General features: G+C 68.5%; 20 protein-coding genes and 3 tRNA genes. 4 read left to right on the top strand and 19 right to left on the bottom strand.

All coding sequences use genetic code 11. The features are described from left to right. Nucleotides 1-90: 90 nt before the first annotated feature. The 10 genes from ACFVT1_RS01240 to ACFVT1_RS01285 all read right to left on the bottom strand — a co-directional run bounded on the left by ACFVT1_RS01240 (nt 91) and on the right by ACFVT1_RS01285 (nt 13,460). Nucleotides 91-3,990: a DNA-directed RNA polymerase subunit beta' gene (locus ACFVT1_RS01240; protein ID WP_389791386.1), complete on the bottom strand. Its 3,900-nt coding sequence runs from the start codon at nt 3,988-3,990 to the stop codon at nt 91-93. 129 nt (nt 3,991-4,119) lie between these two features. Next, nucleotides 4,120-7,605 (bottom strand): DNA-directed RNA polymerase subunit beta, encoded by a 3,486-nt coding sequence (gene rpoB / locus ACFVT1_RS01245; RefSeq protein ID WP_389791387.1) that lies wholly within the window; start codon nt 7,603-7,605, stop codon nt 4,120-4,122. Nucleotides 7,606-8,206: 601 nt separating this feature from the next. Next, nucleotides 8,207-8,590, bottom strand: a complete 384-nt coding sequence (rplL, locus tag ACFVT1_RS01250) for a 50S ribosomal protein L7/L12 (protein WP_362195911.1) — start codon at nt 8,588-8,590, stop codon at nt 8,207-8,209. Nucleotides 8,591-8,701: 111 nt separating this feature from the next. After that, nucleotides 8,702-9,232, bottom strand: coding sequence for a 50S ribosomal protein L10 (gene rplJ / locus ACFVT1_RS01255; protein WP_362195908.1), 531 nt, complete (start codon nt 9,230-9,232; stop codon nt 8,702-8,704). Between the two features lie 314 nt (nt 9,233-9,546). Continuing rightward, the gene (locus ACFVT1_RS01260) at nt 9,547-10,446 is read right to left on the bottom strand and encodes a hypothetical protein (protein ID WP_389791389.1); all 900 of its coding nucleotides are present in this window, start codon (nt 10,444-10,446) and stop codon (nt 9,547-9,549) included. 162 nt (nt 10,447-10,608) lie between these two features. Continuing rightward, a complete protein-coding gene (gene rplA / locus ACFVT1_RS01265) occupies nt 10,609-11,331 on the bottom strand; it encodes a 50S ribosomal protein L1 (RefSeq protein ID WP_389791391.1) in 723 nt (240 codons plus the stop codon). 81 nt (nt 11,332-11,412) lie between these two features. Next, nucleotides 11,413-11,847: a 50S ribosomal protein L11 gene (gene rplK, locus ACFVT1_RS01270; RefSeq protein WP_006126872.1), complete on the bottom strand. Its 435-nt coding sequence runs from the start codon at nt 11,845-11,847 to the stop codon at nt 11,413-11,415. 176 nt (nt 11,848-12,023) lie between these two features. After that, complete coding sequence (gene nusG / locus ACFVT1_RS01275) at nt 12,024-12,920, bottom strand: transcription termination/antitermination protein NusG (protein ID WP_389791393.1); 897 nt, start codon at nt 12,918-12,920, stop codon at nt 12,024-12,026. A 73-nt stretch (nt 12,921-12,993) separates the two neighbouring features. Continuing rightward, nucleotides 12,994-13,281 carry a preprotein translocase subunit SecE gene (gene secE / locus ACFVT1_RS01280; protein ID WP_389791395.1) on the bottom strand — a complete coding sequence of 96 codons (288 nt, stop codon included), beginning with the start codon at nt 13,279-13,281 and terminating at the stop codon, nt 12,994-12,996. 106 nt (nt 13,282-13,387) lie between these two features. Next, nucleotides 13,388-13,460: transfer RNA gene (locus tag ACFVT1_RS01285), tRNA-Trp, on the bottom strand. Nucleotides 13,461-13,685: 225 nt separating this feature from the next. Here ACFVT1_RS01285 and ACFVT1_RS01290 point away from each other — a divergent pair. Further along, nucleotides 13,686-14,912: a pyridoxal phosphate-dependent aminotransferase gene (locus ACFVT1_RS01290; RefSeq protein ID WP_389791397.1), complete on the top strand. Its 1,227-nt coding sequence runs from the start codon at nt 13,686-13,688 to the stop codon at nt 14,910-14,912. A 120-nt stretch (nt 14,913-15,032) separates the two neighbouring features. Then, a complete protein-coding gene (locus ACFVT1_RS01295; protein ID WP_389791399.1) occupies nt 15,033-16,055 on the top strand; it encodes an adenosine deaminase in 1,023 nt (340 codons plus the stop codon). A 39-nt stretch (nt 16,056-16,094) separates the two neighbouring features. Here the strand turns inward: ACFVT1_RS01295 and ACFVT1_RS01300 are convergent, their stop codons facing one another. After that, nucleotides 16,095-16,700, bottom strand: coding sequence for a TetR/AcrR family transcriptional regulator (locus ACFVT1_RS01300; protein WP_389791401.1), 606 nt, complete (start codon nt 16,698-16,700; stop codon nt 16,095-16,097). 87 nt (nt 16,701-16,787) lie between these two features. Between ACFVT1_RS01300 and ACFVT1_RS01305 the strand changes: the two genes are divergently transcribed. Further along, a complete protein-coding gene (locus tag ACFVT1_RS01305) occupies nt 16,788-17,423 on the top strand; it encodes an NAD(P)-dependent oxidoreductase (protein ID WP_389791403.1) in 636 nt (211 codons plus the stop codon). A gap of 12 nt (nt 17,424-17,435) precedes the next feature. On the opposite strand, the gene ACFVT1_RS01310 is transcribed toward ACFVT1_RS01305, so the two are convergent. The 8 genes from ACFVT1_RS01310 to ACFVT1_RS01345 all read right to left on the bottom strand — a co-directional run bounded on the left by ACFVT1_RS01310 (nt 17,436) and on the right by ACFVT1_RS01345 (nt 22,176). Then, a complete protein-coding gene (locus ACFVT1_RS01310) occupies nt 17,436-18,491 on the bottom strand; it encodes a UDP-N-acetylmuramate dehydrogenase (protein ID WP_389791405.1) in 1,056 nt (351 codons plus the stop codon). A gap of 70 nt (nt 18,492-18,561) precedes the next feature. Continuing rightward, nucleotides 18,562-19,992, bottom strand: a complete 1,431-nt coding sequence (locus ACFVT1_RS01315; RefSeq protein WP_389791407.1) for an MFS transporter — start codon at nt 19,990-19,992, stop codon at nt 18,562-18,564. Between the two features lie 75 nt (nt 19,993-20,067). After that, the gene (locus tag ACFVT1_RS01320) at nt 20,068-20,616 is read right to left on the bottom strand and encodes a TetR/AcrR family transcriptional regulator (protein ID WP_389791409.1); all 549 of its coding nucleotides are present in this window, start codon (nt 20,614-20,616) and stop codon (nt 20,068-20,070) included. Between the two features lie 131 nt (nt 20,617-20,747). Continuing rightward, entirely contained in the window at nt 20,748-21,176 is a 429-nt protein-coding gene (locus tag ACFVT1_RS01325) for a MaoC family dehydratase (protein WP_389791411.1), read from the bottom strand. Next, nucleotides 21,176-21,628, bottom strand: a complete 453-nt coding sequence (locus ACFVT1_RS01330; protein WP_362195869.1) for a MaoC family dehydratase N-terminal domain-containing protein — start codon at nt 21,626-21,628, stop codon at nt 21,176-21,178. The genes ACFVT1_RS01325 and ACFVT1_RS01330 overlap by 1 nt, the downstream gene beginning before the upstream one ends. 103 nt (nt 21,629-21,731) lie before the next feature. Further along, nucleotides 21,732-21,896, bottom strand: a complete 165-nt coding sequence (gene rpmG, locus ACFVT1_RS01335) for a 50S ribosomal protein L33 (protein WP_003956487.1) — start codon at nt 21,894-21,896, stop codon at nt 21,732-21,734. Nucleotides 21,897-21,985: 89 nt separating this feature from the next. Continuing rightward, nucleotides 21,986-22,058, bottom strand: a tRNA-Met gene (locus ACFVT1_RS01340). Nucleotides 22,059-22,103: 45 nt separating this feature from the next. After that, nucleotides 22,104-22,176 (bottom strand) — tRNA-Thr (locus ACFVT1_RS01345). A gap of 345 nt (nt 22,177-22,521) precedes the next feature. On the opposite strand from ACFVT1_RS01345, the gene ACFVT1_RS01350 reads away from it, so the two are divergent. Further along, on the top strand, nt 22,522-23,829 hold the full coding sequence (locus ACFVT1_RS01350; RefSeq protein ID WP_389791413.1) for an amidohydrolase family protein: 1,308 nt from the start codon (nt 22,522-22,524) through the stop codon (nt 23,827-23,829). Nucleotides 23,830-23,863: the final 34 nt, after the last annotated feature.

Consider the following 23,863-nt stretch of genomic DNA (forward strand, 5'->3'; position numbering starts at 1 on the left):
GGAACGAGTTTGCGCCTTCGCGCGTACGCCGGAGGGCGGCCACCCCGCACGCAACGGGGTGACCGCCCTCCGGTCGGTCAAGCGACTCGCTTACTGGTTGTACGGACCGTAGTCGTAGTCCTCCAGCGGAACGGCCTGGCCGGAGCCCGTGCCGAACGGCGAGTAGTCGATGTCGTCGTAGCCGACGGCCGAGTACATCGCGGCCTTGGCCTCCTCGGTCGGCTCGACCCGGATGTTGCGGTAGCGGGACAGGCCCGTACCGGCCGGGATGAGCTTACCGATGATGACGTTCTCCTTGAGGCCGATCAGGGAGTCCGACTTGGCGTTGATCGCCGCGTCGGTCAGGACCCTGGTCGTCTCCTGGAAGGACGCCGCCGACAGCCACGACTCGGTGGCGAGCGAGGCCTTGGTGATACCCATCAGCTGCGGACGGCCGGAGGCGGGGTGACCGCCCTCGGTGACCACACGACGGTTCTCGGTCTCGAACTTCGAGCGCTCGACGAGCTCGCCCGGCAGCAGCTCCGCGTCGCCGGACTCGATGATCGTCACACGGCGCAGCATCTGCCGGATGATGATCTCGATGTGCTTGTCGTGGATCGACACACCCTGCGAGTTGTAGACCTTCTGGACCTCGCCGACCAGGTGGACCTGGACCGCGCGCTGACCGAGGATCCGCAGCACGTCGTGCGGGTTGGTGGCACCCACGGTGAGCTTCTGGCCCACCTCGACGTGGTCGCCCTCGCCCACCAGCAGACGGGCGCGCTTCGAGATCGGGAACGGCGTCTCGTCGCTGCCGTCGTCCGGGGTGACGACGAGCTTCTTGGTCTTCTCGGTCTCCTCGATACGGACGCGGCCTGCCGCCTCCGAGATCGGGGCGACACCCTTGGGCGTACGGGCTTCGAAGAGCTCGACGACTCGGGGCAGACCCTGGGTGATGTCGTCACCGGCCACACCACCGGTGTGGAAGGTACGCATCGTCAGCTGGGTACCGGGCTCACCGATGGACTGGGCGGCGATGATGCCGACCGCCTCACCGATGTCGACCAGCTTGCCGGTGGCGAGCGAGCGTCCGTAGCAGAAGGCACAGGTGCCGACCGCGGACTCGCAGGTCAGAACCGAACGGGTCTTGACCTCCTCGACGCCGGCGCCCACCAGGGCGTCGATCAGGACGTCACCGAGGTCGACGTTGGCAGGCGCGATGACCTTGCCGTCGACGACGACGTCCTCGGCGAGCATGCGGGCGTAGACCGAGGTCTCGACGTCCTCCGTCTTGCGGAGCACGCCGTCCGCACCCTTGACGGCGATCTTCAGCTTGAGGCCGCGGTCGGTGCCGCAGTCCTCCTCGCGAATGATCACGTCCTGCGAGACGTCCACCAGACGACGGGTCAGGTAACCCGAGTCGGCGGTACGCAGGGCGGTGTCCGCCAGACCCTTACGGGCACCGTGCGTGGAGATGAAGTACTCCAGAACGGTGAGGCCCTCACGGAAGGACGCCTTGATGGGACGCGGGATCGTCTCGTTCTTGGCGTTGGACACCAGACCACGCATACCGGCGATCTGACGCATCTGCATCATGTTTCCTCGGGCACCCGAGTCAACCATCATGAAGATGGGGTTCGTCTTGGGGAAGTTCGCGTTCATCGCCTCGGCAACCTCGTTGGTCGCCTTGGTCCAGATCGCGATGAGCTCCTGCGTGCGCTCGTCCTTGGTGATCAGACCGCGCTCGTACTGCTTCTGGACCTTCTCGTCCTGCGCCTCGTAGCCGGCGACGATCGCCTTCTTGGCCTCGGGGACCACGACGTCGGAGATGGCCACGGTGACACCGGAACGGGTCGCCCAGTAGAAGCCCGCCGCCTTCAGGTTGTCGAGCGTCGCCGCCACGATGACCTTGGGGTAGCGCTCGGCGAGGTCGTTGACGATCTCGGAGAGCTGCTTCTTGCCGACGGAGTAGTCGACGAACGGGTAGTCCTCGGGCAGCAGCTCGTTGAAGAGCGCGCGGCCCAGGGACGTACGCAGCCGGAACGTGTCGCCCTGCTGGTACTCCTGCTCGCCCTCCTCGGCGACCGGCGGCACCCAGCCGCGCGGCGGGATGGTGCCCACCGGGAAGCGGATGTCGACCTTCGCCTGGAGCGACAGCTCCCGGGCGTCGAAGGCCATGATCGCCTCGGCCGTGGAGCCGAAGGAACGGCCCTGTCCGACGACGTTGCGCTCCTCCTCGTCCGTGGTGAGGAAGAACAGGCCCAGCACCATGTCCTGGGTCGGCATGGTGACGGGACGGCCGTCGGCCGGCTTCAGGATGTTGTTCGAGGACAGCATCAGGATGCGGGCCTCGGCCTGCGCCTCCGCGGAGAGCGGCAGGTGCACGGCCATCTGGTCACCGTCGAAGTCCGCGTTGAACGCGGTGCAGACGAGCGGGTGGATCTGGATGGCCTTGCCCTCGACCAGCTGCGGCTCGAAGGCCTGGATGCCGAGGCGGTGCAGCGTCGGTGCACGGTTCAGCAGCACCGGGTGCTCGGCGATGACCTCTTCGAGGACGTCGTACACCACGGTGCGGCCGCGCTCGACCATGCGCTTGGCCGACTTGATGTTCTGCGCGTGGTTCAGGTCGACCAGGCGCTTCATCACGAACGGCTTGAAGAGCTCCAGCGCCATGGCCTTCGGCAGACCGCACTGGTGCAGCTTGAGCTGCGGGCCGACGACGATCACGGAACGCGCGGAGTAGTCCACACGCTTACCGAGAAGGTTCTGACGGAATCGGCCCTGCTTGCCCTTCAGCATGTCGCTGAGGGACTTGAGCGGGCGGTTGCCGGGACCGGTGACCGGGCGACCGCGGCGGCCGTTGTCGAACAGCGCGTCGACGGCCTCCTGCAGCATCCGCTTCTCGTTGTTCACGATGATCTCGGGGGCACCGAGGTCGAGAAGACGCTTGAGGCGGTTGTTGCGGTTGATCACACGGCGGTACAGGTCGTTCAGGTCGGAGGTCGCGAAGCGGCCACCGTCCAGCTGCACCATCGGACGCAGGTCCGGCGGGATGACCGGCACGCAGTCGAGCACCATGCCCTTGGGCTTGTTGCTGGTCTGCAGGAACGCGGAGACGACCTTGAGGCGCTTGAGCGCACGGGTCTTCTTCTGGCCCTTGCCGGTACGGATGATCTCGCGGAGGCGCTCGGCCTCCTCGTCGAGGTCGAACGACTCCAGGCGCTTCTGCAGGGCGGCGGCGCCCATGCAGCCGTCGAAGTACGTGCCGAAGCGGTCACGCAGCTCGCGGTAGAGCAGCTCGTCGCCCTCCAGGTCCTGGACCTTGAGGTTCTTGAAGCGGCTCCACACCTCGTCGAGGCGGTCGATCTCGCGCTGCGCACGGTCGCGCAGCTGCTTCATCTCGCGCTCGGCACCTTCGCGCACCTTGCGGCGCACGTCGGCCTTGGCGCCCTCGGCCTCCAGCTCGGCCAGGTCGGTCTCGAGCTTCTTGGCGCGGGCCTCCAGGTCGGCGTCGCGGCGGTTCTCGATCTGCTGACGCTCGACGGAGACGTGCGCCTCCAGCGAGGGCAGGTCGCGCGTACGGCGCTCCTCGTCCACGAACGTGATCATGTACGCGGCGAAGTAGATGACCTTTTCGAGGTCCTTCGGCGCGAGGTCGAGGAGGTAGCCCAGGCGCGACGGGACGCCCTTGAAGTACCAGATGTGGGTGACGGGAGCGGCAAGCTCGATGTGGCCCATGCGCTCACGGCGCACCTTGGCGCGCGTGACCTCGACGCCACAGCGCTCACAGATGATGCCCTTGAAGCGGACACGCTTGTACTTGCCGCAGTAGCACTCCCAGTCCCGGGTCGGACCGAAGATCTTCTCGCAGAAGAGTCCGTCCTTTTCGGGCTTGAGCGTGCGGTAGTTGATGGTCTCCGGCTTCTTCACTTCGCCGTGGGACCAGGTCCGGATGTCGTCCGCGGTGGCAAGGCCGATCCGCAGCTCGTCGAAGAAGTTGACGTCGAGCACTTGTCGTCAATCCCTCTTTCGGGGGTTCGAGCCCCCTCGCGTCACGCGAGAAATCGGGGCACTTCAGCAATGGTCTGAACGGGTCCGGGGAGAGCCGGCCGGATCACAGGGATCCGGCCGGCCAACCCGTCAGACCTCTTCGACGCTGCTCGGCTCGCGCCGGGACAGGTCGATACCGAGCTCCTCCGCCGCGCGGAAGACGTCCTCGTCCGTGTCGCGCATCTCGATGGACATGCCGTCCGAGGACAGCACCTCCACGTTGAGGCAGAGCGACTGCATTTCCTTGATGAGCACCTTGAAGGACTCGGGAATGCCGGGCTCGGGGATGTTCTCGCCCTTGACGATCGCCTCGTAGACCTTCACGCGGCCGGTGACGTCGTCGGACTTGATCGTCAGCAGTTCCTGGAGGGCGTATGCGGCGCCGTATGCCTCAAGGGCCCACACCTCCATCTCGCCGAAGCGCTGTCCACCGAACTGAGCCTTACCACCCAGCGGCTGCTGGGTGATCATGGAGTACGGACCCGTCGAACGCGCGTGCAGCTTGTCGTCGACGAGGTGGTGCAGCTTGAGGATGTACATGTACCCGATCGAGACCGGGTCCGGGAACGGCTCGCCGGAGCGGCCGTCGAACAGATTGGCCTTGCCGGAGGGCTGCACCAGGCGGTCGCCGTCGCGGTTCGGGATCGTGGCCTCGAAGAGACCGGAGATCTCGTCCTCGCGCGCACCGTCGAAGACGGGGGTGGCGACGTTGGTGCCGGGGGCGACCTGGTCGGCGCCGATGGCCTGCAGGCGCTTGGCCCACTCGTCACCGAGGCCGGAGACGTCCCAGCCGCGGCTGGCGAGCCAGCCGAGGTGGATCTCCAGGACCTGTCCCGGGTTCATTCGGGACGGGACACCCAGCGGGTTGAGGATGATGTCGACCGGGGTGCCGTCCTCCAGGAACGGCATGTCCTCGATCGGGAGGATCTTCGAGATGACGCCCTTGTTGCCGTGACGGCCGGCGAGCTTGTCACCATCGGTGATCTTGCGCTTCTGCGCGACGTAGACGCGGACCAGCTGGTTCACGCCCGGCGGCAGCTCGTCGCCCTCTTCGCGGTCGAAGACGCGGACGCCGATGACCTTGCCGATCTCACCGTGCGGCACCTTCAGCGAGGTGTCGCGCACCTCGCGCGCCTTCTCACCGAAGATCGCGCGGAGCAGGCGCTCCTCGGGGGTCAGCTCGGTCTCGCCCTTGGGCGTGACCTTGCCGACGAGGATGTCGCCGGCGACGACCTCGGCACCGATACGGATGATGCCGCGCTCGTCGAGGTCGGCGAGGACCTCCTCGGAGACGTTCGGGATGTCCCGGGTGATTTCCTCCGGGCCGAGCTTGGTGTCACGGGCGTCGACCTCGTGCTCCTCGATGTGGATCGAGGAGAGGACGTCGTCCTGCACGAGGCGCTGCGACAGGATGATCGCGTCCTCGTAGTTGTGACCCTCCCACGGCATGAACGCCACGAGCAGGTTCTTGCCGAGGGCCATCTCACCGTTCTCGGTGGCCGGACCGTCGGCGAGGACCTGGTCGGCGACGACCCGGTCGCCCTCGGAGACGACAACCTTCTGGTTGACCGAGGTGCCCTGGTTGGAGCGCATGAACTTGGCGATGCGGTACGTGGTGTACGTGCCGTCGTCGTTGGTCACGGTGATGTAGTCCGCGGAGACCTCCTGGACCACACCGTCCTTCTCGGCCTTGAGCACGTCGCCGGCGTCGGTGGCGCAGCGGTACTCCATGCCGGTGCCGACGAGCGGCGCCTCGGACTTGATCAGCGGCACGGCCTGGCGCATCATGTTCGCGCCCATGAGCGCGCGGTTGGCGTCGTCGTGCTCGAGGAACGGGATCATCGCGGTCGCGACCGACACCATCTGGCGCGGCGAGACGTCCATGTAGTCGACGTCGGCCGGCGGGACGTAGTCGACCTCGCCGCCACGGCGGCGGACCAGCACGCGGGATTCGGCGAACCGGAGCTCGTCGGTCAGCGGCGCGTTGGCCTGCGCGATGACGAACCGGTCCTCTTCGTCGGCGGTCAGGTAGTCGACCTCGTCGGTGACCTGGCCGTCGACGACCTTGCGGTACGGCGTCTCGATGAAGCCGAACGCGTTGATCCGGCCGTAGGAGGCGAGCGAGCCGATCAGACCGATGTTCGGGCCTTCAGGGGTCTCGATCGGGCACATGCGGCCGTAGTGCGACGGGTGCACGTCACGGACTTCGAAGCCCGCCCGCTCACGGGAGAGACCACCCGGGCCGAGGGCGTTGAGACGACGCTTGTGCGTCAGGCCCGACAGCGGGTTGTTCTGGTCCATGAACTGGGACAGCTGGCTGGTGCCGAAGAACTCCTTGATGGAGGCGACGACCGGCCGGATGTTGATCAGGGTCTGCGGCGTGATCGCCTCGACGTCCTGAGTGGTCATGCGCTCGCGCACGACGCGCTCCATACGGGCGAGACCCGTACGGACCTGGTTCTGGATCAGCTCGCCGACGTTGCGGATACGACGGTTGCCGAAGTGGTCGATGTCGTCGGTCTCGACCATGATCGAGCGACCGGACTCGCCGACCGTCTCGGTCTCACCGGCGTGCAGCTTCACCAGGTACTTGATGGTGGCGATGATGTCGTCGGTGGTGAGGACGCCAGCGTCCAGCGGCTCGTCCGCGCCGAGCTTCTTGTTCACCTTGTAGCGGCCGACCTTCGCCAGGTCGTAGCGCTTCGGGTTGAAGTAGAGGTTCTCCAGCAGCGTCTGTGCGGCCTCGCGCGTGGGCGGCTCGCCCGGACGCAGCTTGCGGTAGATGTCGAGCAGCGCGTCGTCCTGGCCCTGGGTGTGGTCCTTCTCCAGGGTGGCGCGCATGGACTCGTACGCGCCGAACTCCTCCAGGATCTGCTCGGTCGTCCAACCGAGAGCCTTCAGGAGAACGGTGACGGACTGCTTGCGCTTGCGGTCGATGCGCACACCGACCATGTCGCGCTTGTCGATCTCCATCTCCAGCCAGGCACCACGGGACGGGATGACCTTGGCCGAGAAGATGTCCTTGTCGGACGTCTTGTCGATGGAGGAGTCGAAGTAGACACCCGGCGAGCGGACCAGCTGCGACACAACGACACGCTCGGTGCCGTTGATGACGAAGGTGCCCTTGTTGGTCATGAGCGGGAAGTCGCCCATGAAGACCGTCTGGGACTTGATCTCGCCGGTCTCGTTGTTGGTGAACTCGGCCGTGACGAAGAGCGGGGCGGCGAACGTGAAGTCGCGCTCCTTGCACTCGTCGATCGAGTTCTTCGAGGGCTCGAAGCGGTGGTCGCGGAACGTAAGCGACATCGACCCGGAGAAGTCCTCGATCGGTGAAATCTCCTCGAAGATCTCCTCCAGGCCGGACTTGGTGGGGACGTCTTGTCCACTGTCCAGAGCAGCCTCGACGCGAGCCTTCCAGGCAGCATTGCCGAGGAGCCAGTCAAAGCTCTCGGTCTGCAGCGCGAGGAGGTTCGGAACCTCGAGGGGCTCCTTGATCTTTGCAAAGGAGATGCGCAGCGGGGCGGTGCTGGCACCGTTGTTCGTATTCGCGGTCGAGGCGTTGCGCGAGGCGGCCAAGAGGGGGTCCTTCCGAGGGCTCGGACTCACTACGCGCGTACCGGTCCCAAGTTGTACACGGAGACAGAAATCCCAGGTCAGAGACTTTCGGTCATCGGTGCTCAAGCGTGGGCATGCCCCTGGTGACGGGCAGGAGGCAGCTAACAGGCAGCGCAAAGGGTCAGTGTAGCCAAACGGCACACTGATGTCCAGTCGGGGTTCTCAGAGACCCACGTATCTCTCAACAGCTGTTCTCAACACCTATGACTAGCCGGTGCGCGCGGTGCGCTCTTCTTTACTGCCCTCTTCGTCCACGATCCATGCCTCGAATTCGGATCGATGTGTGACGACGCGTCCTGAGAATTGCGCGCCGCGTGCGGTTCGTCAAGGCCCCCCTGCCGGGACGACGCCCCGGGACCCCTCACCCGGCCGCCTCCCGGCACCGGTCGGCCGGCCCCGAGAGGCAACGGCGAAGATCACCATACTCGTCGCCGCCGGAAGAGCAAGGCAGCCGCCGCGGGTACGCCGAAGGGCGACCACCCGGATGGGTGATCGCCCTTCGTGAGATGACGTCCGTGCCGTGCGGCACGGGCCGTCAGGAGGAGTCAGCAGACTCCCTGAGTCACTTGACCTCGACGGAAGCGCCGGCGGCCTTGAGGGACTCGGCAGCCTTCTCGGCGGCCTCCTTGGCGACCTTCTCGAGGACCGGCTTCGGGGTGCCGTCGACGAGGTCCTTGGCCTCCTTCAGACCCAGCGAGGTCAGCTCACGCACGACCTTGATGACCTGGATCTTCTTCTCGCCGGCGCCGGTGAGGATGACGTCGAACTCGTCCTGCTCCTCGACGGCCTCAGCGGCAGCGCCCGGACCGGCGGGGCCGGCAACGGCGACCGCGGCGGCGGCGGTGACGTCGAACTTCTCCTCGAAGGCCTTCACGAAGCCGGAGAGCTCGATGAGGGTCATGTCTTCGAACTGCGCGAGCAGGTCGTCCTGGGACAGCTTCGCCATGATGGCGTCCTTCCACTAATCCGGCAGGTGCCGGAGGTACATGTAGGCGGGCGTACATTCGGCCCGCTGCGACCGTCGCCCTAGTGAGCGGCGATCATTGCGCGAGCCGAATTACTCGGCACCGCCCTGCTCGGCCTGCTTGGCACGAAGCGCCTCCGCGGTGCGGACGAACTTCGACGGGAGCGCCTGGAAGACCTGAGCAGCCTGAGTCTGCTTGCCCTTCATGGCGCCCGCCAGCTTGGCGAGCAGAACCTCGCGGGACTCGAGGTCCGCGAGCTTCTTGATCTCATCCGCGGTCAGCGCCTTACCGTCAAGGACACCGCCCTTGATGATGAGGTTGGGGTTGTCCTTGGCGAAGTCACGAAGACCCTTCGCCGACTCCACCGGGTCACCGGTGACGAAGGCAACCGCCGTCGGACCCGCGAACAGGTCGTCGAGCGAGTTGATCCCGGCCTCGTTGGCCGCAATCTTGGTCAGCGTGTTCTTCACCACGGCGTACTGGGCGTTCTCACCGAGCGAACGGCGCAGCTCCTTGAGCTGTGCCACGGTGAGACCCCGGTACTCGGTCAGCACGGCGGCGTTCGAGCTGCGGAACTGGTCCGTCAGCTCGGCTACCGCGGCAGCCTTGTCGGGCCTAGCCATGAGCGTCGGCCTCCTTCCGGGTGATGAGGACCGCTCAGAAGGGGCCGGGAAAGACGAACGCCCCGGCGCAGGCGCCAGGGCGTAGCTCGACCGAACGGAGTCGGGAGCTTTCCACAGTCACCTGCGCGGGTCGCCCGTACTCGACGGATCCTTCGGTCGCTGTCCCCTCTTGCGAGAGCACAGCAACGACCAGCGGTCTTTGGCTTCCTCATGAGAGTACGCGACCGATGTCGCGCCGGGCAAATCCGTCCCTCTCCCACCGGTCCGGGCCGTCCGGCGACCGGGGAGCTGCACCGCCCGGTCGCCGGCCGCTCTCAGTTCGCGCCCGCGCCGGCTCCCTGCCGCTGCACGAGGTCGGTGAAGTCGACCGTGTCGCCGGCCGGGGGCTTCTCGGTCGAGACCTTCGTGCCGTAGTCGCTGTAGTACACCGTCGAATTGAGTTCGCCGGTCTTCATCTGGCCTCGCTCGGTCTTCTTGACGAGGAGGTCGTTCTTGTCGACCCAGATGTCGACCTTCTCCGTGGTGATCCCGGCGTCGCTCAGCTGCTTCTTCAGCTGAGCGAGCTGGTCGGCGTCGAGCTCGGAGTTCTTCGCGGTCAGCGCGGCGACGTCGACGGTGCCGGTGTAGTGCGTGGCCGAGACCCCGCGTACGTCCTCCTGGCCGATCTTCTTCACGTCACCGGAGGCCAGCAGAGACTTCACACCCTGGTCGGGCGTGGTGTTCTGCATCTGCTGCTTCATCGCCTCGCCGGAGGCGCCGGCGAGCTTGGCGAGGTCGGCGTAGGCGTAGTTGATCCAGTGCTTGCCGCCGGCCTGCTTGGCGAAGGCCTCGCCCATGTTGACCGCGTAGCCGTCCTTGAAGTAGCGGGCCTGCATGGTGCCCGTGCCACCGTTCTGCTTCATGGCGTCCGCCATGGTGCCGCCGGTGTACGTGATCTCCATGGTGCCGGTGAGACCGTCGGTCCAGTCGACGGTGCCGGTCTGCTTCATGGACATGGTGGTGCCCATCTGCGTGGTGCCCTCGACCTTCGCCGAGCTCTCCCCACCGGTCTTCTTCTGCACATCGCGCAACGCGGCGATCGGGTCGGCCTTCAGCACGGCGCCACCGCGGTTGTCACTGCCCTTGTCGTCCGATCCGCCACAGGCCGCGACCGACGTCAGCGCCGCCGCCACCGCCACCGACAGACCCACGCGTCGCACGGTACTGGTCCTCATGTCCGCTTCCACCCCTCGTTCGGCTCTCGGAGCCTCACGCTAACGCACAGCTCCGACACAGCCACCGGATACGTACGGATACGAGGACGGGCCCCGCACCTCGAAAGGTTGCGGGGCCCGTCCATGTCACACGTGACGCGGCCTACTGCCGAGCGCGGGGGCTCAGACGGCGGCCGGGTCCTCCTCGACGAGGAGGTTGCGGGTGCGGTTGGCGTCCAGCGGGATGCCGGGGCCCATCGTGGTGGCCAGGGTGGCCTTCTTGATGTAGCGGCCCTTGGCGGCGGACGGCTTCAGACGGAGGATCTCCTCCAGCGCCGCTGCGTAGTTCTCCACCAGCTTGGTGTCGTCGAACGAGGCCTTGCCGATGATGAAGTGCAGGTTCGAGTGCTTGTCGACGCGGAACTCGATCTTGCCGCCCTTGATGTCGTTGACAGCCTTCACGACGTCGGGGGTGACGGTGCCGGTCTTCGGGTTCGGCATCAGACCACGCGGACCGAGCACCCGGCCGAGGCGGCCGACCTTGCCCATGAGGTCCGGGGTGGCGACGACGGCGTCGAAGTCCAGACGGCCCTTCGCCACCTCGTCGATGAGCTCGTCGGCGCCGACGATGTCGGCGCCCGCGGCTTCCGCGGCCGCAGCACGGTCACCGGTCGCGAAGACCAGGACCCGGGCGGTCTTGCCGGTGCCGTGCGGGAGGTTCACGGTGCCACGGACCATCTGGTCGGCCTTGCGCGGGTCGACACCCAGGCAGAACGCGACCTCGACGGTGCCGTCGAACTTGGTGGAGGCGGTCTCCTTGGCGAGACGGACGGCCTCGAGCGGGGCGTAGTTGCGCGCCCGGTCGACCTTGGCGTCCGCAGCGCGGAGGTTCTTGCTGCGCTTCACTTCTGCTCCTGTGGTTTCAGGGTGTGGAGTCGTGGTGCGGGCCAGCGCTTGGCCCTACCACTGAGGACGTGAGGGGCTGAATCAGCCTTCGACCGTGATGCCCATGGAACGGGCGGTGCCAGCGATGATCTTCGACGCGGCGTCGAGGTCGTTGGCGTTCAGGTCGGGGAGCTTCGTCGTGGCGATCTCGCGGACCTGGGCAGCCGTCAGCTTGGCGACCTTGGTCTTGTGCGGCTCGCCGGAGCCCTTCTCCACGCCCGCGGCCTTGAGGATCAGCTTCGCGGCCGGCGGAGTCTTGGTGACGAAGGTGAAGGAGCGGTCCTCGTAGACCGTGATCTCCACCGGCACGACCATGCCACGCTGCGACTCGGTCGCGGCGTTGTAGGCCTTGCAGAACTCCATGATGTTGACGCCGTGCTGGCCGAGCGCGGGGCCGACCGGCGGGGCCGGGTTGGCCGCACCGGCGTTGATCTGGAGCTTGATAAGCCCCGTGACCTTCTTCTTCTTGGGAGGCATTGCTCTCTCCGGGTCCTAGTGAGAGTGTTTCGCCGCCGTCCGGTCATCCGGATGGAGGCATACCGCACAACGATAACGGGTATAGCTGCGCGACCAAAAACCGAGCAGGTCAGACGGGCTTCGCAGCCGGTCTGACCTGCTCGGTAGGCATGTGTCCAGAAACTGGCGGGAACCTGCTAGTTCTTCTGGATCTGGTCGAAGCTGAGCTCCACCGGGGTCTCGCGGCCGAAGATCTCGACGAGGCCCTTGACCTTCTTCGAGTCGGCGTTGATCTCGTTGATCGTCGCCTGCAGGGTCGCGAACGGCCCGTCGGTGACGGTGACCGAGTCGCCCACCTCGAAGTCGAGCACCTGCACCTCGACCTTGCGGGACGGAGCCGGCTTGCCCTCGGCCTCGGCGGCCTCGCGGGCGGCCTTCTCCTCTGCCTCCGGGGCGAGCATCTTGACGATCTCGTCCAGGGTCAGCGGGTACGGGTCGTAGGCGTTGCCCACGAAGCCGGTGACACCGGGGGTGTTGCGGACGACGCCCCAGGACTCGTTCGTCAGGTCCATGCGCACCAGGACGTAGCCCGGCAGCTTGTTCTGGCGGACGTTCTTGCGCTCGCCGTTCTTGATCTGGACGATCTCTTCCTCGGGCACTTCGGCCTGGTAGATGAAGTCCTCGACGTTGAGCGAGACGGCGCGCTGCTCCAGGTTGGCCTTCACGCGCTTCTCGTAACCGGCGTACGTGTGGATGACGTACCACTCGCCGGGGAGACCGCGCAGCTCCTCGCGCAGGGCCGTGACGGCGTCGACGGGGGCGGCCGGCTCGGCCTCCTCGTCGGCCCCGGCGGGCTCGTCGTCGTTCGCGTCGCCCTCGGAACCGGCCTCGGCCTCGTCGGCCTCGTCGGCCTCGTCGTCGTCCTCGGTGTGCAGGGCCGCCTCTTCGGCGGGCTCGCCTGCGGCGGCGTCGGCAGCTTCGGCCTGGTCCGGCTCCTCGGCGTCCGCCGCCTCGACGATGTCGAGCTCGTCCTCGGCGGACTCGAAGGCGCCCGCCGTCGGCTCGACGGCGTCGTTCAGGTTCGGGTCAGACACGGTGGCTGCTTCTTCCTGGATACAAATGGGTGGAACATGCGAAAGGGGCGCCCATGAGGCGCCCTCCGCGGGATCAGCCGAAGACGTACTTCACGACCCGCTGGAACCCGAAGTCAATCACGGTCACCAGACCGATCATGACGACGACGAAGACAATCACCACGGTGGTGTATGTCGTCAGCTGATTTCGAGTCGGCCAGACAACCTTGCGCAACTCGGCGACGATCTGGCGGTAGAACAGCGCGAGGCGGCCCAGAGGACCCTTCTTTCCGCGCTTGCCGCCCTTCCGAGCCCTCTTCTTCGACTCGGGTACTTCATCCTCGGCATCAGGCATGTCGATGGAGCCCACGGCGTCCGTCACGCTTCTCACCTGATTCCGGGTCATGGCCGTGCCGCGCCCGGTGGAGCCGCACGGCGGTGCATTGAAGTACGTACATGCGCACACTTCCTGGCGAAGGAGTGTGTAGCAGGGCCGGAGGGACTTGAACCCCCAACCGCTGGTTTTGGAGACCAGTGCTCTACCAATTGAGCTACGACCCTTTGTGGTTTCCACCAACCTACCGCATCTTCCCGGAAGACCCGGGTGTGGGAACGGTTCGGCTGGTGAAGGCCAACGACAGGTGAGTGTACGTGTTCAGCGGCCCGGCGTCGAACAGATCGCTCCCGACAGCTTCGGGCCGCATGTTGTCCGCATGCTGTCCGGGTCCTGTCCGGTCCCTGAAACCGCTGTGCCGACAGGGATCGCGGTCTGGGACCATGGGGGCCATGAGCGCTGCAACTCCTCCGTCCGAGCGCCGGGTCTCCGCCCGCATCGGTGCCATCTCCGAGTCCGCCACCCTCGCCGTCGACGCCAAGGCCAAGGCCCTCAAGGCCGCCGGCCGTCCGGTGATCGGCTTCGGCGCCGGTGAGCCCGACTTCCCGACCCCCGGCTACATCGTCGAAGCCGCGGTCGAGGCCTGCCGCAACCCGAAGTACCACCGCTACACCCCGGCGGGAGGGCTGCCGGAGCTCAAGGCCGCCATCGCGGAGAAGACGCTGCGCGACTCCGGTTACGAGGTCGACGCCTCCCAGATCCTGGTGACCAACGGCGGCAAGCAGGCCATCTACGAGGCGTTCGCCGCGATCCTCGACCCGGGCGACGAGGTCATCGTCCCGGCGCCGTACTGGACCACCTACCCCGAGTCGATCAGGCTGGCCGGCGGCGTCCCGGTGGAGGTCGTGGCCGACGAGACCACCGGCTACCGGGTCTCCGTCGAGCAGCTGGAGGCGGCGCGCACCGAGCGCACGAAGGTCGTCCTGTTCGTCTCCCCGTCGAACCCGACCGGCGCCGTGTACAGCGAGGCCGATGCCGAGGCGATCGGCCGCTGGGCCGTCGAGCACGGCCTGTGGGTGCTGACCGACGAGATCTACGAGCACCTGGTCTACGGCGACGCGGTGTTCACCTCGCTGCCGGCGATCGTGCCCGAGCTGCGCGACAAGTGCATCGTCGTCAACGGCGTCGCCAAGACGTACGCGATGACCGGCTGGCGGGTGGGCTGGATCGTCGGCCCGAAGGACGTCGTCAAGGCCGCGACCAACCTCCAGTCGCACGCCACGTCCAACGTCTCCAACGTCGCCCAGGTCGCCGCGCTGGCCGCCGTCTCCGGGAGCCTGGACGCGGTCGCCGAGATGCGGACCGCCTTCGACCGGCGCCGCCGGACCATCGTCCGGATGCTCAACGAGATCGACGGCGTGCTGTGCCCCGAGCCCGAGGGCGCGTTCTACGCGTACCCCTCGGTGAAGGAGCTGCTCGGCAAGGAGATCCGCGGCAGGCGCCCGGTCACCTCGGTCGAGCTGGCGGCGCTCATCCTGGAGGAGGCCGAGGTCGCGGTCGTGCCGGGAGAGGCCTTCGGCACACCGGGCTACCTGCGGCTCTCGTACGCCCTGGGTGACGACGATCTCGTCGAGGGCGTGTCGCGACTCCAGAAGCTGCTGGCCGAGGCCAAGGCGTAGTACGTACCGCGTTCCCTGGGCGCCCCCCGGCTCCGGCCGGGGGGCGCTCGTATGTTCGAGAGTCAACTCGATGGGGAAAGCGGCTACCGCTGGACCGCACGTGTGCGGCAGGATCTTGGAATGGAGCGTGATGTACGGCTGTTGCCCAAGGCCCACCTGCACTTGCATTTCACCGGGTCGATGCGGCCCACGACCCTGCTCGAACTCGCCGACAAGTACGGCGTACATCTGCCGGAGGCCCTGACCAGTGGCGAGCCGCCCCGGCTACGGGCGACGGACGAGCGCGGATGGTTCCGCTTCCAGCGGCTCTACGACATCGCCCGGTCCTGCCTGAGGACCCCCGAGGACATCCAGCGCCTGGTGCGCGAGACGGCCCAGGAGGACGTCGCCGACGGCTCCGGCTGGCTGGAGATCCAGGTCGACCCGACCTCGTACGCCCCGCTGCTGGGCGGGCTGATCCCGGCGATCGAGATCATCCTGGACGCGGTGGACGGCGCGTCGCGCGAGACCGGTCTGCCGATCCGGGTGGTGATCGCGGCGAACCGCATGAAACACCCGCTGGACGCCCGCACGCTGGCCCGGCTCGCGGTGCGGTACACGGACCGGGGCGTGGTCGGGTTCGGGCTCTCCAACGACGAGCGCCGCGGTATGGCCCGGGACTTCGACCGGGCCTTCGCCATCGCCCGGGACGGCGGCCTGCTGGCGGCCCCGCACGGCGGCGAGCTGGCCGGCCCGTCGAGCGTGCGGGACTGCCTGGACGACCTCGACGCGGCCCGGATCGGGCACGGTGTGCGGGCCGCCGAGGACCCCCGGCTGCTGCGCAGGCTGGCGGAGCGCGGGGTGACCTGCGAGGTGTGCCCGGCGTCGAACGTGGCGCTGGGGGTCTACGAGAAGCCCGCCGACGTCCCCCTGCGCACACTGTTCGAGGCCGGGGTGCCGATGGCGCTGGGCGCGGACGATCCGCTGCTCTTCGGCTCCCGGCTGGCCGCGCAGTACGACCTCGTACGGCGCCACCACGCGTTCACGGACGAGGAGCTCGCGGAACTGGCCCGGCAGTCGGTGCGGGGCTCCGCGGCACCCGCCGCGATTCGGGCGGAACTCCTGGCGGGCATCGACGACTGGCTGTCGAAGCCCGCGGGCTGACCCCCTCGTCCGGGCCGGGTCCGCCGGAGCGGGCGCGCTCTACGGCACGAGGCTGCGCATCAGCGTCCCGGCCACGGACGCGGCAAACTCGTCGAGGGACTGCGGCGGCCCCCCGCTCTCCGTGGCGTCGTAGGCGAACGCCCGCTGCACGCAGGCCCCCAGGAGCAGCGACGCGGCCGCGTAGGTGTCCGCGTCGGCCCGCACCCGGCCGGCCGCCTGCTCGGAGCGCAGATACGCGTCCAGGCCGCGGATGGGCACGTGCGGGCCGGTGCCCAGCTCCCTCATCGCATCGTTGTGGCGCTGCCTGAGTCTGGGCTCGGCGTACAGCGACGCGGCTATCGGGAAGCTCTGCTCGTAGAAGAGGGCGGCCTGCCGGGCGATCTCGGTGAGGTTCTGCTCGACGGTCCGCTCCCCCGCCCCCGGCGACACGATGAGCCGCTTCAGCAGGGGGGTGAGCTTGGGCAGCCGCTCCTTGAGCACGGCTGCGAACAGCTCCTCCTTGCTCGGGAAGTGCTTGTAGAGCGCAGCCTCCGAGCAGCCGGCGGCTCGTGCGATCTCCTTGGTGGTGGCGCGGGCCAGGCCGATGGTGAGCATCAGCTGGTGAGCGGCCTCGACGATGCGGACGCGGGCCGGCTTCTGCTCCATGTGTACTCCGACGAAACTTGACGAGGTGGTGAGTATCCACTCACTCTAGAGGTGAGTGAATGCTTACTCACCACGGGAGGGCACGCAATGAGGATCACGGTGTTCGGCGCGACGGGCGGCGTCGGCCAGGAGATCGTCCGCCAGGCGGTGGCGGCGGGCCACGAGGTGACGGCGGTGGTCCGCGATCCCGCGCGGCTGCCCGTACTGCTCTCCGACGTACAGGTCCACGCGGCGGCGGGACTGGACGACCCGGAGGCGCTGCGGGAAGCGGTCGCGGGACGGGACGCGGTGCTCTCCGCGCTCGGCTCGCGGGGCCGGAAGGCGGACGGGGTCGCCGAGCGGCTCACCCGGTCGGTGCTGGCGGCGATGGAGGCCGAGGGGGTGCGGCGGCTGCTGGTGGTCAGCGCGGCCCCGATCGGCCCCCGGCCCGCCGACGACCCGCTCGTGGACCGGATGGTCCGCAAGGTGGTCGGGGCGGTCCTCAAAGAGGTCTACGCGGACCTGACCCGGATGGAGGCCGCGCTGGCCGGGAGTGCGACGGACTGGACGTCCGTACGGCCGCCGAAGCTCACCAACGGGCCGCTGACGGGGAAGTACCGGACGGAGATCGGCGGCAGTCCGCGCGGCGGCCGGACCATCTCGCGGGCCGATGTGGCGCACGCGATGCTGGCGCTGACGCACGATCCGGCCGCGGTGAAGCAGGGCGTGGGCGTGGCGTACTGAGCCGCGCGCCTTCTACAGGCTCACGCCGACCGTCACGGGTTCGTTGAGGAGCGTGACACCGAACGCCTCGTGCACCCCGGCGACGACCTCGCGGGCGAGCGCGAGGAGGTCTTCGGTGGTCGCGCCGCCGCGGTTGGTGAGCGCGAGGGTGTGCTTGGTGGAGATACGGGCCGGTCCTGTGCCGTAGCCCTTGGTGAAACCGGCCTTGTCGATGAGCCAGGCCGCGGAGGTCTTGGTGCGTCCCCCGTCCGCGGGGAAGGCGGGGGGCGTCACCTCGGGCCCGAGCCGGTCCTTGGCGCGGGCGCGGAACGCCTCGTACTCCGCCGCCTCCAGGATCGGATTGGTGAAGAAGGAGCCGGCCGACCAGGAGTCGTGGTCCTCCGGGTCCAGCACCATGCCCTTGCCGGCGCGGAGCCTGAGCACCGTTGCGCGCGCGTCCGCGGCGGGCACGCGCTCGCCCTGCTCGACACCCATGGCACGGGCCGTTTCGGGGTACTTCAGGGGCGCGGACAGGCCGCCCGCGTCCTCCAGCTCGAAGCGGACACGCAGCACCACGAAGCGGTCGGGCTCGGCCTTGAAACGACTGTGCCGGTACGAGAACGCGCACTCGGTGTTGGGAATGGTGACCGTTTCACGCACGTAGCGGTCGTAGGCGACGACCTCGGTGAGGGTCGAGGACACTTCCTGCCCGTAGGCACCGACGTTCTGGATCGGCGTCGCACCGGCGGATCCCGGAATTCCGGCCAGGCACTCGATGCCCGCGAGACCGGCTTCGACGGTACGGGCGACGGCGTCCGTCCAGACTTCGCCGGCGGCCAGCTCCAGCCTCGTACCGTCCAGGGCGAAGCCCCGGGTCGCGATGCGCAGGGCGGTGCCGTCGAAGCCCTTGTCGCCGATGACCAGGTTGCTGCCGCCGCCGATGACCAGGAGCGGAGTGCCGCTCCCGTCGGCCTCGCGCACGGCGTCGACCACCTCGGCGTCGGTCGTCGCGGTGAGGAGGCGGGTGGCGGGGCCGCCGAGCCGGAAGGTGGTCAGGGGGGCGAGGGGCGCGTCGTGGAGTTCCTGCACGGGGACAAGGGTACGGTCCGCGCCCCCGCCGCTCGGGCGGGGCCACGGACCGCACGTGCACGGCCGCGGCTCAGGCCGCGACGGGAACGCGCTCCTCCGCCGCCTCCGGCGCCTGGGGCGCGGCGTGGCGGCGGCCCGGGATGAGCAGGGCGGTGAGGGCGGCCAGCGCCACCGCACCGGCGCCTATCCACACCGCAGGGACGGTCCCGTCCGTGAAGGACCGCGCGGATTCGTAACCGCCCTGCGAGGAGAAGACGGTGGCGAGCACGGCCACCCCGAGGGCTCCGCCGACCTCGCGCAGCGCGTTGCTGGCCCCGGAGGCGATGCCCTGTTCGGCGGGGCGGACGCTGGACATCACCAGGCTGGCGGCGGGGGCGAAGTACATGGCCATGCCGACGCCGCCGATGATCAGACCGGGCAGCTGCGAGGCGTACGAGGCATCGGGCCCGATGACCGTCGCGAACAGGGCGAGGCCGATCGCCTGGAGGGTGAGCCCGGCCACGACCACCGGGCGGCCGCCGAACCGGTCGGAGAGCGCCCCCGCGACGGGGGCGACCAGCATCGGCATCCCGGTCCAGGGCAGCATCCGCAGGCCGGCCTCGGTGGGCGAATAGCCCAGCACGCCCTGGAAGTACTGGCTGAGCAGGAAGATCGACCCGAACATCCCGAGGAACATCAGCAGCCCGGCCATGTTGATCCCGAAGAACGCGCGGTTGCGGAAGAGCCGCATGGGCAGCATCGGGTTCTTCGCGTGGAAGCCGTGGTGGATGAACCCGCCGACGAGCACGGCACCGGCGATCAGGGCCGTGAGGACGGAGGGGCTGGTCCAGCCGTCGGCGTTGGCGTTGACCAGGCCGTAGACGATGCCGAAGAGTCCGCCGCTGACCAGGAGTGTGCCGGGAATGTCGAGCCGCGGGTCCGGGGCGTGCGACTCCGCCAGCCGCAGTCGCGCCAGCGGCAGCAGGACCAGGCCGATCGGGACGTTCAGCCAGAAGATCCACTGCCAGGAAAGGTGCTCGGTGAGGCTGCCGCCGATCAGGGGGCCACTGGCCACGGCCAGTCCGGTGACGGCGCTGAAGATGCCGAGCGCGGCACCGCGCCGGGCGGGCGGCACGGCGGCCGTGAGCAGCGTGAGCGTCAGCGGCATCATGATCGCCGCACCCACGCCCTGAACGGCCCGGAAGGCGATCAGTTCGTTGATCCCGGGCGAGAGGGCGGCCGCGGCAGAGGCGCCGGTGAAGACGGTGAGCCCGGTCAGGAAGAGCCGGCGGCGGCCGAACCGGTCGCCGAGGGCCGCCCCGAGCATCAGCAGGACGGCGAAGGTGAGCGTGTAGGCGTTCACCGTCCATTCGAGCTCGGCCAGTTCGCCGCCGAGGCTCTCGCGGATGGAGGGCAGGGCGGTGGTGACGACGAGGTTGTCGAGGGCCGCCATGAATCCGGCGACGCTGGTGATGACGAGGGCCCAGACCGCTCCTGAGCGGCCCGCTATGCGCTGGGTCACTTTCTCCCCCTGGGAGTTAGTTAGCAATTACTAATTTATCTGGGCAGAGAACGGGCAGAACCCGGGTCGCGCCGTTCAGGCGGTCGGCCTGGCCGAGTCGTAGAACCCCGACCAGATCCGGTGACCGGCCGGGAAGCCGAGCGAGGCGAGCGTGTTGATGAGCATGCCGTACGCGAGAAACGTCGTCGTCTCGTCGTCATCGGCACCGAGTGCGAGATGGACCTCGTCCCGCATCTGCAGCCAGCCGGCGCGGGCCGACTCGCCGAACTCGTGATCCCCCGCGGCCTCGGCCGCCGCGACGGCCGCGTACATCTGCATCTGCATCAGCAGCTTGTCCGGGTCGTCGACGATGAGCCGCTGGTACGCGGCGGCCATGGCATGCAGCGCCTCGCTGCCCTCAAGCCCCTCGGCCGCGCCGGAGAAGACCTTCCGGGTGTCGGCGAAGCAGCGCTCGGCGGCGGCGAGGAACATGGCCTGCTTGTTGGGGAACAGGCGGAAGAGGTACGGCTGCGAGACACCCACACGCTTGGCGATCGCCTCGGTGGAGGTGGCGGCGTAGCCGCCGCGGGCGAACTCGGTAATCGCCGCACGGATGACGCTCTCGCGCCGTTCTTCTGCGCTCATCCTTGCCATGCGATGAAGTTAGTACTCAATCACTAACTTGGTCAAGCGGTGGGCACCGGAGGGCCCGAGCCCGCCGACACGCGTGAGGGGCACCGCCCCAGGACGGTGCCCCTCACCCGTACTCGGCGGTCTCAGCCGAGCCGCACCACGGCGCGGGACATGCCCAGCACCTTCTTGCCCTCGCTCATGGCCGTCAGATCCACCCGCACCCGGTTGTCGTCCAGCAGCGCGGCCACCTTGGCGCTGACCTCGATCAGGGCGCCCTCGCCGTCGTTCGGCACGACGACCGGCTTGGTGAACCGCACCCCGTACTCGACGATCGCACCCGGGTCGCCGACCCAGTCCGTGACCACCCGGATCGCCTCGGCCATGGTGAACATGCCGTGCGCGATCACATCGGGCAGCCCGACCTCGCGGGCGAACTTCTCGTTCCAGTGGATCGGGTTGAAGTCACCGGACGCGCCCGCGTACTGCACCAGCGTCGCCCGGGTCACCGGGAAGGACTGCGCCGGCAGCTCCGTACCGACCTCGACCGACGCGTATGCCACCTTCGCCGTCATCACGCCTCCTCGGCGGCGCGCGCCACCAGCTTCGTCCACGCGGTCACGACGTGCTCACCGGACTCGTCGTGGACCTCGCCGCGGATGTCCAGGACGTCATTGCCCGCCAGGGACTTGATGCCCTCGATCGTCGAGGTGACCGTCAGCCGGTCTCCCGCCCGCACGGGGCGCACATAGCTGAACTTCTGGTCACCGTGCACCACGCGGCTGTAGTCCAGACCCAGCTGCGGGTCCTGCACCACCTGTCCGGCGGCCTTGAAGGTGATCGAGAACACGAACGTCGGCGGCGCGATCACGTCGCTGTGACCGAGCGCCTTGGCCGCCTCGGGGTCGACGTACACCGGATTGGTGTCGCCCACCGCCTCGGCGAACTCGCGGATCTTCTCCCGGCCCACCTCGTACGGCGGGGTGGGCGGATAGGTCCGCCCCACGAAGGACTGGTCGAGCGCCATGAGCTCGCTACCTCCTGATGAAAGATGAAAAGGCCGAAGAACAGCCCCCATACAACGACACGAGGCCGCCCCCAGTGGGGACGGCCTCGTGTACGAGCCTGTTTCAGCGGGTTTCGCGGTGCGCAGTGTGCGAGTTGCAGCGCGGGCAGTGCTTCTTCATCTCAAGACGGTCCGGGTTGTTACGCCGGTTCTTCTTGGTGATGTAGTTCCGCTCCTTGCACTCCACGCAGGCCAGCGTGATCTTCGGGCGGACGTCGGTGGCAGCCACGTGAGTGCTCCTTGGACGGACGGATGGACGGATGAACGCAAAAAAGAGTAGCCGATCGAAGGACCGACCCCACAATCGGCTACCGTAAGTAGCGGTGACCGGACTTGAACCGGTGACACAGCGATTATGAGCCGCTTGCTCTACCGACTGAGCTACACCGCTTTGATGACGAGTCCCCCCGCCGAAGCGGGGTTTCCCGATCACCAGAGCCCCAATGCGGAATCGAACCGCAGACCTTCTCCTTACCATGGAGACGCTCTACCGACTGAGCTATTGGGGCGAGCGATGAAGACATTACACGGTTGGTCGCCGATCGCCCAAATCCGTTTCGAGGCCCCGCCCGGCGCCCGTGATCGACGCCCCGTCGGCCCCTTGATCAGCCGCCTTCCACCCGCCCGCCGGCCACCCTCCACCCCACCCATCAGCGGCCTTGCGGTCCGCCTCCAGCCGCTCGAAGAGAGCCACGGCCGCCGCATGAGCCACTGCGGCCCCGGCCGTACACCTGTGCCCCGGTTACCCCCAGGGCCACGCCGGTACGACTATTTCGCTCCTCCTCGAACCGGACCGAACACGCCCCTAGGCTCGTCTCACTCTGCGTGATCTTGTATCCCTTCCCAGGAGCGCGATGCCCGACAGCCAGCCGCGGCAGCCGGACGACCACGCCGCCGACGCGGCCGACGCGACCAGCAGCCACGACACCGCCGCCACCGCCGAGACCGGCACCCTGGTGCTCTGCGGCGCACGTCTCACCGACGGCCGCATCGTGGACGTACGGCTCGGCGGCGGCCGCATCGAGGCCGTCGGCACCGCGGGGAGCCTGACCGCGCCCGGCCCCCGGGTGGACCTGCGCGGCTATCTGCTGCTCCCCGCCCCGGCCGAACCCCACGCCCACAGCGACACCGCGCTCACCGCCGGCGGCGCGGGACCCGACAGCGCCCCGGGACCCGTCTCGCACCGCCCCGAGGACATCCAGCGCCGCGCCACCGAGGCCGCCCTGCTGCAGCTCGGCCACGGCGCCACCGCACTGCGCGCACACGTGCGGATCGGATCCGTCCAGGGCCTCGCCTCCCTCGAAGCCGTGCTGCAGGCGCGAAGTTCGCTGCGCGGACTCGTCGAACTGACCCCGGTCGCCGTACCCCGCCTGCTCACCGGCGTCGCGGGCGCCGACAACCTGGCCATGCTGCGTGAGGCGGTGAAGACGGGAGCCTGCGCGGTCGGCGGCTGCCCCGACCTCGACCCGGACCCGGCGGGGTACGCGGAAGCCGTCCTGGAGATCGCCGCCGAACAGGGCTGCCCCGTCGACCTGCACACGGACGGTGCCGATCCGGCCCGGCTCGGCAGGCTGGCCGCCATGGCCGGCGGGCTGCGGACCGGCGTCTGCGTCGGCCCGTGCGCCGGCCTCTCCCGGCTGCCCTCCCAGGCCGCGGCCCGGACCGCCGACCAGCTCGCCGCGGCCGGGGTGACGGTCGTCTGCCTCCCCCAGGGCGGCTGCTGCGGGGTGGAGGGCCGGGGCACCGCCCCCGTACGGCTGCTGCGTGCGGCCGGTGTGCCGATCGCGGCGGGCAGCGGGGCGCTGCGGGACATCGCGAACCCGGTGGGGCGCGGGGATCCGCTGGAGGCCGCCTATCTGCTGGCCTCGCAGAGCGGGATGCAGGCCGACGAGGCGTACGAGGCGGTGTCGTCGGTCGCGCGGAAGGCGATGGGGCTGCCGGGGATCCGGGTCGAGGCGGGCTTCCCGGCCGAGTTGCTCGCCGTACGCGGGGAGCAGCTCTCGGGCGTGCTGTCGCTCGCCTACAGCCGGATCGTGGTGCATCGCGGCCGGGTGGTGGCGCGGACGAGCGCGGTGCGCGAGTACTGCGACTCGGAGACCGTCGTCGCCCTCGGCCTGCCCCGCCAGGGACGGCCGGACTCCGGCCGCTGCGGCGGTCCCTGAGCGCGGCGGCCCGCCGCGGCGTACGGTCGGGACC

The sequence above is a fragment of the Streptomyces sp. NPDC057963 genome, from assembly GCF_042887155.1.
Lineage (GTDB): Bacteria > Actinomycetota > Actinomycetes > Streptomycetales > Streptomycetaceae > Streptomyces.

Coding starts and splice junctions, on each gene's coding strand:
- ACFVT1_RS01350 (WP_389791413.1), top strand. CDS start 22,522: ATGCCCGACAGCCAGCCGCGGCAGCCGGACGACCACGCCGCCGACGCG.
- ACFVT1_RS01325 (WP_389791411.1), bottom strand. CDS start 21,176: ATGACGGCGAAGGTGGCATACGCGTCGGTCGAGGTCGGTACGGAGCTG.
- ACFVT1_RS01290 (WP_389791397.1), top strand. CDS start 13,686: ATGAGCGCTGCAACTCCTCCGTCCGAGCGCCGGGTCTCCGCCCGCATC.
- rplJ (WP_362195908.1), bottom strand. CDS start 9,232: ATGGCTAGGCCCGACAAGGCTGCCGCGGTAGCCGAGCTGACGGACCAG.
- ACFVT1_RS01295 (WP_389791399.1), top strand. CDS start 15,033: ATGGAGCGTGATGTACGGCTGTTGCCCAAGGCCCACCTGCACTTGCAT.
- rplL (WP_362195911.1), bottom strand. CDS start 8,590: ATGGCGAAGCTGTCCCAGGACGACCTGCTCGCGCAGTTCGAAGACATG.
- ACFVT1_RS01260 (WP_389791389.1), bottom strand. CDS start 10,446: ATGAGGACCAGTACCGTGCGACGCGTGGGTCTGTCGGTGGCGGTGGCG.
- ACFVT1_RS01300 (WP_389791401.1), bottom strand. CDS start 16,700: ATGGAGCAGAAGCCGGCCCGCGTCCGCATCGTCGAGGCCGCTCACCAG.
- ACFVT1_RS01320 (WP_389791409.1), bottom strand. CDS start 20,616: ATGAGCGCAGAAGAACGGCGCGAGAGCGTCATCCGTGCGGCGATTACC.
- ACFVT1_RS01330 (WP_362195869.1), bottom strand. CDS start 21,628: ATGGCGCTCGACCAGTCCTTCGTGGGGCGGACCTATCCGCCCACCCCG.
- rplK (WP_006126872.1), bottom strand. CDS start 11,847: ATGCCTCCCAAGAAGAAGAAGGTCACGGGGCTTATCAAGCTCCAGATC.
- ACFVT1_RS01305 (WP_389791403.1), top strand. CDS start 16,788: ATGAGGATCACGGTGTTCGGCGCGACGGGCGGCGTCGGCCAGGAGATC.